Here is a 12,610-nt window from a genome sequence, read left to right on the forward strand (position 1 = left end):
ATTACACCTCTCTTCTAAAAGATCCGCCGTCAATCAGACCGGCCTGTTTATACCGCTCCAGTTCGCGCTGCGTAGCCGTAAGCCCGCCCTGTAACTGGTTCACATCATCCGCTTCCACAGTGTCTCCCGGTGTCTCGTAAGTCACATAGACTTCGGGCACATCCGCATAGATGTTAATGAGCCGCCGCCAAGGGGCCTCGTCCGGGAAAGAAACGGAGTAATTCCGTACCTCTGTCCCGCTGAAGCGGGAACCTGTGTACACCGCCAGCGTCTGATTGTTAATATTGTCGTGGGCCAGCAATCCGCTGAATACACCACTTGTAAGCCGAAGCTTCTCCTCTACAACATGACTGCCGCCGTTTGCCTTTTTGTTCAGCTTATCCTGAAAGACATCGATCTGCTCCGGATATCCCATGCCTACACCTCCAGTACGACATTGCCGAACAGCGGCACTTCTGTCTCCAGCAGAGGGATATTTGCCGTCCCGCCGTTCAGCTTAAGTAAGCTATAATCCACCACGCCCTCCGTATTCAGCAGCAATGCACCAATGACCGATTGACTGATATAGGTAGCGGCAAAAGCCTTCTCCTTACGATACTTCTCCAGGAGCGCCGTAAAAGCTTGAATAACCGGCTGCAGCGCATAGCCAGCAGCGAGCGTAACCTTAGCTGAGACATCAACCACCTTGCCTGTGGCCGATTCAACCGTCACCACCGCCCCCACCGGAGCCTGGCCCTCGCCAAGACCCGGCGCAGGATCAATGAACTGCTGCACCTGGGAGACCAGCAGCGGGGAGGCGGGCTGATGCTCCGCGTTCACAATGACCACTTTGACCGTCTTCGGTCCGGCCCATAGCGGGAAGACCCGCGCTCCCCCTACGCCCTGAATCTGCTGTGCCCACTCCATATAATGATATTTATTGCCGCTCGTTGCCGGCCGACGGGCCGAATCGAAGTACCGCTGCCGCAGCGCTTCATCCGTCTCAGCATCTGTGCCGGGAACCAGCAGGCCCGTAATCTCTCCCCGGGCCAGTCCCGGAATATAATCAATCGGCAGCAGCGCGCCAGAATACTGATTCCCCTCAGCCCCGGCAGTCTCGCTCTCCAGGCGGTACGTCCCGGGAGCCAGCTTCTCTGCCGCATAATAATGAAGCAGTCCCAGGGAGAAGCGGCTGCCCAGCGGAATATCCAGAGGCTCTTCGCCGCTGGTATAGAACCTCGCACCAAGCTGCGCTTTGCCTGTGGGCTGACGCTTCAGTCCCGTCCAGGCAATGGTTCGTTCCAGATATTCGCCGTCCGCCGTATCCGGGAAGAACAGATTATTGCTGACCTCAAGCTCAAGATACATCTGGGCCATTTCAGCCGCCGCCGGCGCAAGCGCATCATAGATAATACTTCCCTCGCGCTTGTCCAGCCCCTCTGGAACCCGATCCAGCATGCGTTCCAGCAGAGCCTCGTACGTCTGATCCTCATACACTGGCCATCCCCTCCTTTCTAAGCTCCAAATCACCGTATACTGTGACAGCCGTACAGCTGAAGCTAACCATATCTCCGTCAAAAAGAATCTCCACATCCTCAAGCGCCTGAATCCGCTCATCCTGGAGCAGCGCATCGCTAATCAGGCGGCGCAGCTCCGGCCGGGCCAGAAGCCTGTCTTGACCCAGCACCAGCTTCCACTCCGTTCCGTAGTCCGTGCTATAGATCAGGTGCTCATAACGGCTGGTCTGCAGCACCTTGAACGCTGCCTGCTTCACCGCTTCAAGCCCGTCTACCCGTCCGCCGATCCGTCCGTGCTCCCAGTCCATCCGGTACGTCAGGCTTGGAGCATTCCCAGGAACGGTCACATTCCCTTCCAGAGCCCCCGTCACCGGACCGGATCTGCCTATCGCCGGAATCATAGGTCCACCAGCCGATCGAGGACAATATAGCTCTGTCCGCCTTGCATCCGCACGAGCAGCACGCGGTCTCCCGCTTCAAGTCCACGCCGCAGCAGGATCTCCCGCCCCTCGATCACAGCCTTGCTCTCCATCACGGATTCAACTACGACCAGTGCGGCTCCCGTCAGCAGCAGCCGCTGTTCCACCTGAATCTGCAGCGGCTGTGCCAGAACCACCGTCCCATAAGAAAAAGCCACCGGATTCGTATTCGATACGGCCCCGAGGCTTGCCTGTTTAATAATATCGAGCATGTTGTCTACACCACCTTAATGTCTAGGGACATCGTATGCTCCCCTCCGGAAATTTTATGGCTGCATTGATCCACCAGGAACAGCTGCGTCTGGAATTCATCCAGCAGCACATAGATGAAGTTCCCCGCCCTCACCCGCATATCGCCAATAGCCTGCACCGAGAGGCTGACCTTCTCGCGGTTATGCTGCTTGAGCAGATTGCCTGCCTTTTCCTGAATCTGCGCAGCATTCGCCTTATCATCTGCCTTCTGGTAGAGATGCAGAATACCCCATCGCTTTACATTTTCTTTATCTGTGACCGGATAGAACTCGCGTTTGCCGGTCTTTTCGTTGTCCTGGTAGAGCAGAATCGTATTGTACGTATTATCGTCGATGCTTCTTTTCAGCGAATAATCATACAGGTAATGGCCTGCCCCCAGGATCACCTTCAGCAGCATGGACTGCGGACTGCGCAGCGTCAGCTTGCCGAAATCATCATAGAAGGCCATCAGCTGGCCCTTATACTGCAGCTCACTGCCGACCGCGCCCATAATAATATCGAGCAGTTTCTTTCCGTCTTCGATCAGCGAGGGAATCTTGTACCCGGCCGGTTCCAGTAATCCAAGCCGCAAACCGCGGTCTTTGGCAATGGTGCTGATCACCTCAGCCGCAGTAACATCCTGAAGCACATAACTGCCATTGCCCAACAGATAGCGGATCTGATCGTACGCCGTCAGCTTGATCTCCTGATTCGCACCCGTGTCGATGCTGAAGACGAAGCCGTAGAATACATCGACCCCGTCTCTGCGGAACTGCACAATATCCCCGTTGCTGATCGCGAACTTTTTATGCTGATACATACCGCTGTCCACCAGCGTAAGCTCAAGCGTCGCAGGCTTGCCGGTCCGGGTGGTTTTCCACGTGATATCCGTAACGATTCCAGCAATATTCCAGATGGCGCCTTCCTTATTGATTACGATTAATTCCATCGCCATGGCCTCCTAAGACAGCTTGATCACTCGGCCAATTTTGAGCTTCTTCAGTTCGCTGTCCGAGATATTATTAAGCTTTTGCAGCGTTTTGAATTTACTGCCGTCACCGAGTTGCTTTTGGGCCACCGACCACAGCGTATCCCCGGCTTTGAGCGTATAGGTAGCGGGCGCTGCCTTCTCGCTTGACCGTTTCTGCTGCTTCTTCACTTCACCGGTGCTGCCCACCTTCACGGCTAACGCCTGATAGAACACATACTTTTTGAGTCCAAGTGTATAATCGATATCCCCCGAGGACCCCGCACTCAGCTTCCAGGAGAAGTTCTCAATGCTGACCGCCATATTAATGCCAATATCCCCGGTAAAAGCCTGCTGCGCCTGCGCCCTGGCCTGCTTCAGCCAGTCTGGGGTCTGCGTATTCTGCACATTTGCCGATTTCAGCCCTGAGAAAACAAACCGGACCGGCCTGCGGCTGAGCATCCATTTGCGGATCAGCTCAACATACTCATAGGGCTTCAGCAGCTTGCCGGCATTCTCACCGGAATACACCACGAACGGATAATACTGTGCCGGGAACATACTCTCAATCGTAATCTCCGTCAGCTTCGGATAAGCAATCGCATTGATTTCGCCAAAATCAACAATGGTATAGCTTTTGCCGTCGCCAATCTCCTTGATCTCCAGCGTCTCGGGGTTCACCGGAAGCCGGATCACCTCTTCATAATTATTGAAGCTAAGATAGAATCCATACTCCTCCATGTTACGTGTACACCCCCTGCGCCGTAGAGACGAACTCCTCTTTCAGCTTTTGCCCGATCTTTGTAATGATGGAGTCAATATCGCCGGAATTATTAATATTCCCGGTTGTTACCTGCACCGTTGGCGTCAGCTCGACAAAATTCTGAATCGACTGAATCTCCGCCAGCTCCCGCAGCATATCCAGATCATCACTGGAGATATCGACCTTTTCATTGATCTTGCCTACCTCGCCCACCTTGTTGACGTTGTTCAGACTGCCGTTTTGACTGCCCAGAACTCCAGTAGAACCTCCCGGAATATTCTTAGGAGACTTAGGGGTAATAAACTCCTTGGCCGTATCCGCCATTTGTTGTCCCTTGTCCATGAATTTGTTCATACCATTCATTCCTGTTTGATTCCCCTTGCCAAAAGCCGCTTTTGTGTCCTTATAATCTCTCTGCTTGGACAATTCAAAGACAACTTTGTCTGCCGGTTTATACACCTCAAGTCCTTGGCGGTATTTAGCAATAATATCACTGGCACCATGAGGAGTCTCGGGTTCTTCTATATCAACTTTGACCTTGCTGATTCCTAATGTGTCGAAGAATGGAATATTGCTCAGCATATCAACCAGCGAGTTGAATTTGTCGATCACCCACTGGATTGCCCTTGCCATTACCTTCATGAATCCTCCAGCGAATCCTTCTGCGCCTACAGCAATACTATACATAACATCCAGCGCACCAGCGGCAAGACCATAAAAGAATCCCTGCACTTTATTGACAGCCCAATTAAATATATAAACTAACCCATCGCCAGCCAAAGTGAAAAAATTCTGGATACCAATGGCTATATTCTGTACAACTGCAGCCAGATAGTAGAACGATCCCACGATAAATCCAACCACCTCACCCGCCGAGACGCCAAGATGCTGCAGAATCATCAATAAGACTGCTATTACGGCAATGACGATTAAGATCGGCCAGTTCGCCACCAGCCAGGCAGCAGCAAGCATATAGACTTGAACAATCATGGCTGCCAGGAAGACAACGGCTATCGCTTCAAGGATAGGCTTAATAAATGACCAGTTATCCTGAACCACCTGAGCCAGCCATAATAGCCCGTCAACCACCATTGAGATCACATTCGCTATGAAAAGAAACCCGTTAGCCATCGCATCAATAAGCGGCGCCAGCTGTCCCGAAGTTAATGCCGTATTAATGGTGTCCATCACCGGCCGCAGAGCGCCTAGCGCTTTGGCGCCAATCTGGCCAAGTACAAGATCAATATTCTTGTTCATCTGGTTCCATTTTTCAATATCCTCAGGCTGTGCGGCCTCCTTCACCGCCTTCTCTCCGAAGGATTTAATTGCATTAAAAGGCTTTACCACATCAGCCGTTTTGAGGAACTTCATGATCTTGGAATCCCCGCTCGGTGTCGGTGGGACTGGAGGTGGTGGCGGCACTGGCGGTGGCACCGGGTCTTTCTTCAAATTGATCCTAGGCTTAGGTAGAACCTCTGGTTCTGGTTCCGGTGGTTTAACATCCTCTTTTTTTACCTCAGGCTTTTTTTCTTCCGTTTTCTTTTTTTCTTTAAGCCCTTTCCACCAGTTTACCTTTTTGGCCTCTTCCGCTTTCTCAGGCTCCTCTACAACAGGCGCGGCGTTAAGCATCCGTACCCCCAACTGCTGGGATTGCGCAGCCCTTTGGCTTTGCTGCATCACAACTGTTCTGGACACATCCACTTTGACCGGCAGTCGTTTGAAGCCTTCCAGCAGCGTGTCATTGATCTGTTGCAAGGATTGAATAATCCGATCCTCCGAGCGGATGATTTGTTCACTGGAACGTTTCACCGCCGCCTGAAAACCCTTTACCGACCGGTTAACCATGTCGAGATTATTATTCATCCGCAGGCTTTGTTTATGGACGGCTTTCCATATCGTAACCGACCTGCGCGAGATAATGACTGCTTTGGAGCTATCGATTTCCATTCTTTCACCCCCTTCATCGCTTCTTCCCCTTGCTCCGCGCGCGCTCCCGCTTCTCCTTGTCCACGCGTACAGAGATCATGGCATAGATCGCCGCGCGTTCGCGGACGGAGAGCTTCATCAGTTCATGCGGCAGAATATGCAGCTCATGGAGGGCGTAATAGGCCAGATTGGCCTCACCATCGCCCTCGTTGATTAGTTTTTTACGTCATCTACCAGCTCATTCATGTCTGTAGCGAAGCCGTTCAGGGCCTGTACCCGCTCCCCAAGCGCAGCGAATTCTCCGGGCAGCAGCATTTTGCGCAGCAGCGATTCGGCGCCCATGACCCCGTAGGAACGCTGAAGCTCTGTATTCTTCAGATCCGGATGCACAATGCTTGCCGTCATGAGCTTCGCCATATATTCGTTGGGATCAATATCCGTAGTGTAGGTGCCGTTCTTTCCCTTGACCTTGCGGGTGGCCGCTTTACGGCATTCCTGGTTCTCTTCCTCATTCATACTGCGCAGCTTCCAGACAGCAGGGTTACCTTCCTTGTCCTTGAACCGCAGCGAGACCGCGAATTCCTCTGTTGTATCACAAGCCGCATTTTGCGCAAAAAATAAACTTAATTCACTCATGTTGTTCCTCCCGGATTCTTATTGTGTTAGGGCAGCGAAGAGGCCCGCCGCAGAATACCGCCGCACAGCGGCTACGGCTTCAATGATTATCCAGATACTTTGCGGGGCCTCCCGAACCTATTCATTCATTTACTCTTTTACAACCTGCGAATAGCCCGCTTAAGCTTTATTGGCCGGCATTAGCCGGAGCTGCGAAGGGCTGCACCAATTCCACATCCTCGAAGGTAAAAGCAACCTCTTCCTCCAGCGCATCCGACTCCGTATCCAGCGAAGCCATAATGACACTGTCCAGATTGACATCCTTCAGCATGATGCGCTGGGCGCCCACGGTTGAGGACGGATCTTCATTGGTCACGATAATGCTGAAGTATTGGTCAATCCCTGTCTTCATGTACTCCAGCATCATCTGGCGGAAACGGCTCGTCATATAAAAAATCGTCATCGTACCGCTGCCCGACCAGCCGGTCGCCTTATGCTGCACCCCGCGGCGTCCAAGCGTCTTCACTTCCGCCTTCTGCTTCTCTACAGTGGCTTCCAGGGTTTTAACATAGAACATTTCTTCCGTCTGTCCGTTAATCGTGGCATAGGCCCGGCCCTCCTGGCCGGACAGCGTATCGCTGGCTCTCAAGAATGTCATCTTAGACCACCTTCACTTTCATATATACTTTTTCTACGGAATCCACCGGCTTCACCGCTACCTCCAGCACTACGCTGTCACTGTCCGCTCCGGGGGTCACCACAATGTCGCTCTGCGCATTGAAGTTCTCAATCGCCCCGAGGTTCTGCAGATCATTCATATAAGTGACGCACTGCGACCAGAACAACGCCCGCCCGTCCTCATTATTCGGCAATTTGCCAATGAAGTAGCTCTCAAAAATCCGCTTCAAATCACCAGCGATCCCATCCAGCACACGCAGCACGCGGTTCTTGGAGAAGGCCTTGCCTTTGTCTGTGGAGAAGGAAGTGAACGTGTTAATGTCCTGCTCCACTACTGCCCGGCCTCCGCTATAGGTGAACAGCAGCTCTCCATCTGTAAGTGCTTCTACCGTCTCGGAATGGCTGAAGCGCACATCTGCGTCTACAGCATCGTCATAGGCCTGATAAGTCAGAGATTCGTTCACCGCAGCAGCGGCAGTTGCACCGGCAACCCAAGCCACGGCATGAGCTTTATCCACTACCGTTCCATCACTCAAAATAACGCCGTTCGCCACACTGATGATGCCTTCATGGTCAGCCGTAGCATAATCGGACAAGACCGCCTGCACCTTCTTGCCTTCCGTATTACGCAGACGCTTCACATAGGCGCTATACAGGGACTTCAGCGTGTTATCCTGCGATACCAGACCTACCGTCTGGAAATCCTGAACCTCCAGCGCCGACAAGAACGCACTATGCTCCGCATTCGTGACCGTACCATTTGCCCCGCCTGCCAGCGGCATGCCTGCCGTTACGCTCAGCGTACCGGGTCCGTTCGGTTTGTACTCCACGTAAGCATTCGCCAGCAGGCCTTCAGCGGTGCTTACCGTCTGCTTGTCCACCTCACTACCCTCCAGCAGCGTCCGGACATCGAACTGAGTGCTGTCATCGATATTTTTCTCGATCACTACCTTAAGCGCATTCCCGCGTTCTCCGCCATACAGCGCAGTCGCCTGAACTCCGTTATTGGTCACAGCAGCCTTCACACCCTGATTCAGACGGTAGAGCAGCAGTGTGCCCGCCCGCTTCAGCACCTCGCGCACCGGCAGCAGCTCTGCAGCCGTCAGATCGTAGCCCAGCTTTTGCTGGAAATCATCCTGAGCCCTAAGCTTCAGAATGACGCCCGCGGGCCCCCAAGGCAGTGCAAGCGCCAAAGCAGCCGTACCGCGTTCCCCCATTTTACCTGCCACAATGCCGTTCGAGGCTACATTTACGTATACCCCCGGACGCACCTTGTTTTGTGTTGTCCATGTTCCTCCAGCCATTAGATAACCTCCTTATTTAGATACAGCTCCATTAAGTACTTAGCCTCTTCCAAGGTGTAGCTCTCGTCCTCTTGCAGAACTACCTCCAGTACATCCTTTTCCCGCGGCGCAAACAGAGCGGAGTTCATCATCTGCTTCTTTCCAAAAGCATCCGGTCCCCCGCTGCCGCGTTCCCGCTCACTTGCCGTCATTTCCTTAGAACTCATTTCAGCCGCGCCCCTTCCGTGAAGTGTCCCATCAGCTCTGCCTCTTCCTCCGGCTGCTTCTGCTTCTGGAGATAGAGCATATAGTCCACGGTGAACAGCGCCCCCCGTCCCTCTGCTCCGGCCACCCAGGACTGGCGCACCACCCGATAAACGGGATTAACACTTTCTCTTGCGTCCAGCGCCTCACAGAGCCCGTCAGCTATTGCCTCTGCATCCAGCAGACTGCCTTGCTCATAGCGGATACCGAAGCGGTAGACCGCCATGTATCTGCCTTCACGCTGCCTGTCGTAGGTTGCCGAGTGCAGCTCCAGCCTGAAGTAAGCTGACTGCGGCTTTTCCCCTTCCACATAGACAGGAATATCCGGGAAAAACTGCACCAGCGCAGCAGTGATATTCCCCCGTAGTTGTTGTACCGTCATGATTTCATTCCTCTCATGATTAGATGTGGTAATCCCTCCTGCCTTTCTTGAAGTCACCCACGGGTTCGATTCGGGAAGAATTGGACCCATCTTGTATCTGGCAAAGACCGAAGGAGCTTTCACCGCGCTTGTCTGCCGGCCTGTCGTAGGCTTCGATGATGTGGAGCATTCATGCTCCTGCGGTGTCCTTCTGCTTCATTTGCCATGTTATAATCATAGACCCCCTGAGACCTTGCGCAGGCGCTATTACAGATGAGTTAACGATAACTTCCGGTGGTAAAAGGGATGGTAAAGGGCGGTTCCCGTCCAACAAAAAAGCCGCATCACCCCAGCGGGCAATACGGCCTTCTCATTTATATATGGTAGTTGCATGTTGTCAAAAGGATTTCGGCCCCTTAGATCCATTCCCGCCAGCCGGGGTTTTCGTGAGCGTAGCCAGAGACAACAGCTGCAGATCAGCGAGCGCCAGCGCCATCTTATAGAACGCCTTCGACCTTATTTTCACATAAGTATCCTTGCTCACCGGAGGATCGAACACATGATTGTATATCGTGTAGTCGTAGCTCTCCTCTCTGCGCATGTATCTCTCCCGCACCAGTTGTTGTTCCCTCTGGGTAAGCCGCTCTACAACCGAATCAATCACAGCACAGTACGCCCGTCTTGCAGCAGGCACATCTACATTATGCGTGGCAATTGCTGCTGTCTGATCGGTAACCGTATTAGTCGCGCCATGGAACCGCTCCGTGTAGGAGTACGTAATCCCGGCCTCTTTAGCCTCGAACGTGACAGATTTGAAAATCCGGTATTTCTCCAGCATATTCTCTATAGTGACCTGAGTCCGGCGGCGGTCAAGCTCGGGCAGCGAAGATATAATCATCATCATTAATACCACTCCTTAGATGTTATACAGATTTAAGAACTTTGTTGCGGACCTTTCCGGCCAAATGTGTTAAAATTCTACTTGTTCGTATACTGTTCGCTTTTTTTCATAATATACCACTTATCTACCAATTCAGTAAAACCTCATTTTGGCCCGTTTTGCAGCATAAACAAGCTATATGCAAGTCTATTCTTACCTTTTGGCAATATTAGACTCTTTATTGTTTACCTATTGGCATAAATAGCTTATAGTAAGTACAACAGCTTTTTAGGTGATTAGGGATAAGGAGTGGTTATCGATGGCAGAGGAATTCGGATACTATCTGAGACAGCTTCGGGAAGGAAAGGGATTGACCATTAATCAGCTGGCAGCGCTTGCCGGTATCAGTGGAGCCCAGATCTCACGGATCGAGAATGGATTACGGGGTGTCCCCAAACCGGCTACACTGCGCAAGATTGCTGAAGCGACCGATGTGTCTTACGAGGAGCTAATGGGCCATGCTGGTTATTTAACCGAGACTGAGGGCAGTACAGAGGGCTCTGTGCCTGCCTGGGCCACCAGCAAGGATAAGCGGGACTTCCGGCAAATGCTGGAGGATGATGGTGAGCTGATGTTTGACGGGATTCCCCTGAACAAGGAAGATAAACAGCGGATCAAGGACGTATTAACCGGCTTGTTCTGGGAGGCTAAGCAGATGAATAAGCGGACCAAGCCTAAGCACCATCCAGGTAAAGAGTAAGTACCAGGCAATCCAACTACTATTAACATGCTGCGGGTGAAGAATATGGATGAGCTAATCAAGCGTTTGGTCAAAAAATACAATACCAGCAGCCCCTTCGAGCTGGCTGAAGCACTGGGGATTCACATCCGGTTCATGCATCTGGGTGACGGCACCAAGGGCCTCTACTACCGTAAGCTAAGAAGAAGGTTCATCGTCATCCATAACCAGCTGCCGCTGGAGTGGCAACGATTCGTATGCGCACATGAACTCGCGCATGACCGTCTGCACAAAGGGGTCAACCGTTTTTTTCTGGAGGAGAATTCTTATTTCTCACCAGGTAAGCTGGAACGGCAGGCTAACCTATTCGCGGTCAAGCTGCTATCGGTCGGCACTGCCATTGAGCAGGATGAATCGGTACAGAGCTATTATGCAAGAATTGGCATCCCGGCTGAGGTTGTCTTTTTTTTAGACGATTAAAGGAACATATGTTCCTTTAATGACGCAACAAAAAACTCTTACCGCAGTAAGAGTTCGTTGGTCAGCCATAAGCTGTTCGATCGGGATGACACGATTTGAACATGCGACCCCCTGGTCCCAAACCAGGTGCTCTACCAAGCTGAGCTACATCCCGAAACTATGAAATTAATATGGAGCGGGTGATGGGAATCGAACCCACGCTATCAGCTTGGAAGGCTGAAGTTCTACCATTGAACTACACCCGCACAGGTGAAAAAAATATCGGGATGACACGATTTGAACATGCGACCCCCTGGTCCCAAACCAGGTGCTCTACCAAGCTGAGCTACATCCCGTTAATACAAGCAAATATTCTAAAAAATAATGGTGCGCCCTGAGAGATTCGAACTCCCGGCCTTTTGATTCGTAGTCAAACGCTCTATCCAGCTGAGCTAAGGGCGCAAAAATTTTGGAGCGGACGACGGGAATCGAACCCGCGACCCTCGCCTTGGCAAGGCGATGCTCTACCGCTGAGCCACGTCCGCAAATAAGTGGTGCGCGTGAAGGGACTTGAACCCCCACGTCTTACGACGCCAGATCCTAAGTCTGGTGCGTCTGCCATTCCGCCACACGCGCATGAATCAAATAAAAGTGAGCCATGAAGGATTCGAACCTTCGACACCCTGATTAAAAGTCAGGTGCTCTACCAACTGAGCTAATGGCTCATAATTGGCAGGGGATATAGGATTCGAACCTATGATGACGGAGTCAGAGTCCGTTGCCTTACCACTTGGCGAATCCCCTACAATAGATACCTATATAATGCCCACAATCTCCCTGAAATATCAAGAACATTATGGTGGAGGCTGAGGGGTTCGAACCCCCGACCCTCTGCTTGTAAGGCAGATGCTCTCCCAGCTGAGCTAAGCCTCCATATGTATGGTGACTAATTAGGGTGCTGATTAGTAATGGTGACCCGTATGGGATTCGAACCCATGTTACCTCCGTGAAAGGGAGGTGTCTTAACCCCTTGACCAACGGGCCTTAATAAATTTGTGGAGCTCTCAACCGGATTCGAACCGGTGACCTCTTCCTTACCATGGAAGCACTCTACCTGCTGAGCTATGAGAGCATGGCTCCCCGAACAGGACTCGAACCTGTGACAACTCGATTAACAGTCGAGTGCTCTACCAACTGAGCTATCAGGGAATATTGTCCGCTTGGCAACGTCCTACTCTCCCAGGACCCTTCGGTCCAAGTACCATCGGCGCTGGAGGGCTTAACGGTCGTGTTCGGGATGGGTACGTGTGGAACCCCTCCGCTATCGCCACCAAACGGGCATTTACAGCGTAAATGCTTCAGGAATTGATTCCTGAAAACTGAATCCGAAATGAATCTGCGTGTTAGAAATTTGGATAAGCCCTCGACCGATTAGTATTGGTCAGCTCCATGCATTGCTGCACTTCCAC

Annotated in this window: 15 protein-coding genes, 12 tRNA genes and 1 rRNA gene; 2 read left to right on the plus strand and 26 right to left on the minus strand. The window is 52.1% G+C overall.

Translation table 11 applies throughout. The annotated features are described in order from the left end of the window. Nucleotide 1: 1 nt before the first annotated feature. From ACFSX3_RS33145 to ACFSX3_RS33205, 13 genes are all read right to left on the minus strand, one after another. Complete coding sequence (locus tag ACFSX3_RS33145) at nucleotides 2-415, minus strand: hypothetical protein (protein ID WP_036724526.1); 414 nt, start codon at nucleotides 413-415, stop codon at nucleotides 2-4. 2 nt (nucleotides 416-417) lie between these two features. Then, a complete protein-coding gene (locus tag ACFSX3_RS33150; protein WP_209991745.1) occupies nucleotides 418-1,476 on the minus strand; it encodes a baseplate J/gp47 family protein in 1,059 nt (352 codons plus the stop codon). Further along, nucleotides 1,469-1,897: a DUF2634 domain-containing protein gene (locus ACFSX3_RS33155; protein WP_209991744.1), complete on the minus strand. Its 429-nt coding sequence runs from the start codon at nucleotides 1,895-1,897 to the stop codon at nucleotides 1,469-1,471. Before ACFSX3_RS33155 ends, ACFSX3_RS33150 begins: the two co-directional genes overlap by 8 nt. Beyond that, the gene (locus ACFSX3_RS33160) at nucleotides 1,894-2,187 is read right to left on the minus strand and encodes a DUF2577 domain-containing protein (RefSeq protein WP_036696221.1); all 294 of its coding nucleotides are present in this window, start codon (nucleotides 2,185-2,187) and stop codon (nucleotides 1,894-1,896) included. The genes ACFSX3_RS33155 and ACFSX3_RS33160 overlap by 4 nt, the downstream gene beginning before the upstream one ends. Before the next feature lie 5 nt (nucleotides 2,188-2,192). After that, nucleotides 2,193-3,155 carry an XkdQ/YqbQ family protein gene (locus ACFSX3_RS33165; protein WP_209991743.1) on the minus strand — a complete coding sequence of 321 codons (963 nt, stop codon included), beginning with the start codon at nucleotides 3,153-3,155 and terminating at the stop codon, nucleotides 2,193-2,195. Between the two features lie 12 nt (nucleotides 3,156-3,167). Continuing rightward, nucleotides 3,168-3,914 carry a LysM peptidoglycan-binding domain-containing protein gene (locus ACFSX3_RS33170; protein WP_209991742.1) on the minus strand — a complete coding sequence of 249 codons (747 nt, stop codon included), beginning with the start codon at nucleotides 3,912-3,914 and terminating at the stop codon, nucleotides 3,168-3,170. Nucleotide 3,915: 1 nt separating this feature from the next. Next, the gene (locus ACFSX3_RS33175; protein ID WP_209991741.1) at nucleotides 3,916-5,799 is read right to left on the minus strand and encodes a hypothetical protein; all 1,884 of its coding nucleotides are present in this window, start codon (nucleotides 5,797-5,799) and stop codon (nucleotides 3,916-3,918) included. A 276-nt stretch (nucleotides 5,800-6,075) separates the two neighbouring features. Continuing rightward, on the minus strand, nucleotides 6,076-6,498 hold the full coding sequence (locus ACFSX3_RS33180) for a phage tail assembly chaperone (RefSeq protein WP_036696211.1): 423 nt from the start codon (nucleotides 6,496-6,498) through the stop codon (nucleotides 6,076-6,078). Between the two features lie 166 nt (nucleotides 6,499-6,664). After that, a complete protein-coding gene (locus tag ACFSX3_RS33185) occupies nucleotides 6,665-7,135 on the minus strand; it encodes a phage tail tube protein (RefSeq protein WP_036724540.1) in 471 nt (156 codons plus the stop codon). A gap of 1 nt (nucleotide 7,136) precedes the next feature. Beyond that, nucleotides 7,137-8,459: a phage tail sheath family protein gene (locus ACFSX3_RS33190; RefSeq protein WP_209991740.1), complete on the minus strand. Its 1,323-nt coding sequence runs from the start codon at nucleotides 8,457-8,459 to the stop codon at nucleotides 7,137-7,139. Then, on the minus strand, nucleotides 8,459-8,665 hold the full coding sequence (locus ACFSX3_RS33195; protein WP_209991739.1) for a hypothetical protein: 207 nt from the start codon (nucleotides 8,663-8,665) through the stop codon (nucleotides 8,459-8,461). Before ACFSX3_RS33195 ends, ACFSX3_RS33190 begins: the two co-directional genes overlap by 1 nt. Further along, on the minus strand, nucleotides 8,662-9,084 hold the full coding sequence (locus ACFSX3_RS33200) for a phage tail terminator family protein (protein WP_209991738.1): 423 nt from the start codon (nucleotides 9,082-9,084) through the stop codon (nucleotides 8,662-8,664). The genes ACFSX3_RS33195 and ACFSX3_RS33200 overlap by 4 nt, the downstream gene beginning before the upstream one ends. A 376-nt stretch (nucleotides 9,085-9,460) precedes the next feature. Next, nucleotides 9,461-9,961, minus strand: a complete 501-nt coding sequence (locus ACFSX3_RS33205) for an ArpU family phage packaging/lysis transcriptional regulator (protein WP_379258572.1) — start codon at nucleotides 9,959-9,961, stop codon at nucleotides 9,461-9,463. 301 nt (nucleotides 9,962-10,262) lie between these two features. Here ACFSX3_RS33205 and ACFSX3_RS33210 point away from each other — a divergent pair, with 301 nt between their 5' ends. Continuing rightward, the gene (locus ACFSX3_RS33210; protein WP_209991737.1) at nucleotides 10,263-10,703 is read left to right on the plus strand and encodes a helix-turn-helix domain-containing protein; all 441 of its coding nucleotides are present in this window, start codon (nucleotides 10,263-10,265) and stop codon (nucleotides 10,701-10,703) included. Nucleotides 10,704-10,748: 45 nt separating this feature from the next. Then, nucleotides 10,749-11,162, plus strand: a complete 414-nt coding sequence (locus ACFSX3_RS33215; RefSeq protein ID WP_209991896.1) for an ImmA/IrrE family metallo-endopeptidase — start codon at nucleotides 10,749-10,751, stop codon at nucleotides 11,160-11,162. 80 nt (nucleotides 11,163-11,242) lie between these two features. Here the strand turns inward: ACFSX3_RS33215 and ACFSX3_RS33220 are convergent. The 13 genes from ACFSX3_RS33220 to rrf all read right to left on the minus strand — a co-directional run bounded on the left by ACFSX3_RS33220 (nucleotide 11,243) and on the right by rrf (nucleotide 12,476). After that, a tRNA-Pro gene (locus ACFSX3_RS33220) sits at nucleotides 11,243-11,316 on the minus strand. Nucleotides 11,317-11,333: 17 nt separating this feature from the next. Next, a tRNA-Gly gene (locus ACFSX3_RS33225) sits at nucleotides 11,334-11,407 on the minus strand. A gap of 16 nt (nucleotides 11,408-11,423) precedes the next feature. Beyond that, nucleotides 11,424-11,497: transfer RNA gene (locus ACFSX3_RS33230), tRNA-Pro, on the minus strand. A 29-nt stretch (nucleotides 11,498-11,526) separates the two neighbouring features. After that, a tRNA-Arg gene (locus ACFSX3_RS33235) sits at nucleotides 11,527-11,603 on the minus strand. An 8-nt stretch (nucleotides 11,604-11,611) separates the two neighbouring features. Continuing rightward, nucleotides 11,612-11,686 (minus strand) — tRNA-Gly (locus ACFSX3_RS33240). Between the two features lie 7 nt (nucleotides 11,687-11,693). Next, nucleotides 11,694-11,777: transfer RNA gene (locus tag ACFSX3_RS33245), tRNA-Leu, on the minus strand. 16 nt (nucleotides 11,778-11,793) lie between these two features. Continuing rightward, a tRNA-Lys gene (locus ACFSX3_RS33250) sits at nucleotides 11,794-11,866 on the minus strand. A gap of 5 nt (nucleotides 11,867-11,871) precedes the next feature. Continuing rightward, nucleotides 11,872-11,945, minus strand: a tRNA-Gln gene (locus tag ACFSX3_RS33255). A gap of 53 nt (nucleotides 11,946-11,998) precedes the next feature. Further along, a tRNA-Val gene (locus tag ACFSX3_RS33260) sits at nucleotides 11,999-12,074 on the minus strand. Nucleotides 12,075-12,110: 36 nt separating this feature from the next. Beyond that, nucleotides 12,111-12,185: transfer RNA gene (locus tag ACFSX3_RS33265), tRNA-Glu, on the minus strand. Nucleotides 12,186-12,197: 12 nt separating this feature from the next. After that, nucleotides 12,198-12,273 (minus strand) — tRNA-Thr (locus tag ACFSX3_RS33270). Between the two features lies 1 nt (nucleotide 12,274). After that, nucleotides 12,275-12,350 (minus strand) — tRNA-Asn (locus ACFSX3_RS33275). Between the two features lie 9 nt (nucleotides 12,351-12,359). Continuing rightward, nucleotides 12,360-12,476, minus strand: a 5S ribosomal RNA gene (gene rrf / locus ACFSX3_RS33280). Between the last annotated feature and the right edge of the window lie 134 nt (nucleotides 12,477-12,610).

The organism is Paenibacillus rhizoplanae (assembly GCF_042684125.1).
Classification (GTDB): domain Bacteria; phylum Bacillota; class Bacilli; order Paenibacillales; family Paenibacillaceae; genus Paenibacillus_AQ; species Paenibacillus_AQ rhizoplanae.

Bases quoted from the DNA above. Each gene is read 5' to 3' on its own strand.
- ACFSX3_RS33145 (WP_036724526.1), bottom strand. From the start codon at position 415: ATGGGATATCCGGAGCAGATCGATGTCTTTCAGGATAAGCTGAACAAA.
- ACFSX3_RS33155 (WP_209991744.1), bottom strand. From the start codon at position 1,897: ATGATTCCGGCGATAGGCAGATCCGGTCCGGTGACGGGGGCTCTGGAA.
- ACFSX3_RS33160 (WP_036696221.1), bottom strand. From the start codon at position 2,187: ATGCTCGATATTATTAAACAGGCAAGCCTCGGGGCCGTATCGAATACG.
- ACFSX3_RS33165 (WP_209991743.1), bottom strand. From the start codon at position 3,155: ATGGAATTAATCGTAATCAATAAGGAAGGCGCCATCTGGAATATTGCT.
- ACFSX3_RS33170 (WP_209991742.1), bottom strand. From the start codon at position 3,914: ATGGAGGAGTATGGATTCTATCTTAGCTTCAATAATTATGAAGAGGTG.
- ACFSX3_RS33175 (WP_209991741.1), bottom strand. From the start codon at position 5,799: ATGAATAATAATCTCGACATGGTTAACCGGTCGGTAAAGGGTTTTCAG.
- ACFSX3_RS33180 (WP_036696211.1), bottom strand. From the start codon at position 6,498: ATGAGTGAATTAAGTTTATTTTTTGCGCAAAATGCGGCTTGTGATACA.
- ACFSX3_RS33185 (WP_036724540.1), bottom strand. From the start codon at position 7,135: ATGACATTCTTGAGAGCCAGCGATACGCTGTCCGGCCAGGAGGGCCGG.
- ACFSX3_RS33190 (WP_209991740.1), bottom strand. From the start codon at position 8,459: ATGGCTGGAGGAACATGGACAACACAAAACAAGGTGCGTCCGGGGGTA.
- ACFSX3_RS33195 (WP_209991739.1), bottom strand. From the start codon at position 8,665: ATGAGTTCTAAGGAAATGACGGCAAGTGAGCGGGAACGCGGCAGCGGG.
- ACFSX3_RS33200 (WP_209991738.1), bottom strand. From the start codon at position 9,084: ATGACGGTACAACAACTACGGGGGAATATCACTGCTGCGCTGGTGCAG.
- ACFSX3_RS33205 (WP_379258572.1), bottom strand. From the start codon at position 9,961: ATGATTATATCTTCGCTGCCCGAGCTTGACCGCCGCCGGACTCAGGTC.
- ACFSX3_RS33210 (WP_209991737.1), top strand. From the start codon at position 10,263: ATGGCAGAGGAATTCGGATACTATCTGAGACAGCTTCGGGAAGGAAAG.
- ACFSX3_RS33215 (WP_209991896.1), top strand. From the start codon at position 10,749: ATGGATGAGCTAATCAAGCGTTTGGTCAAAAAATACAATACCAGCAGC.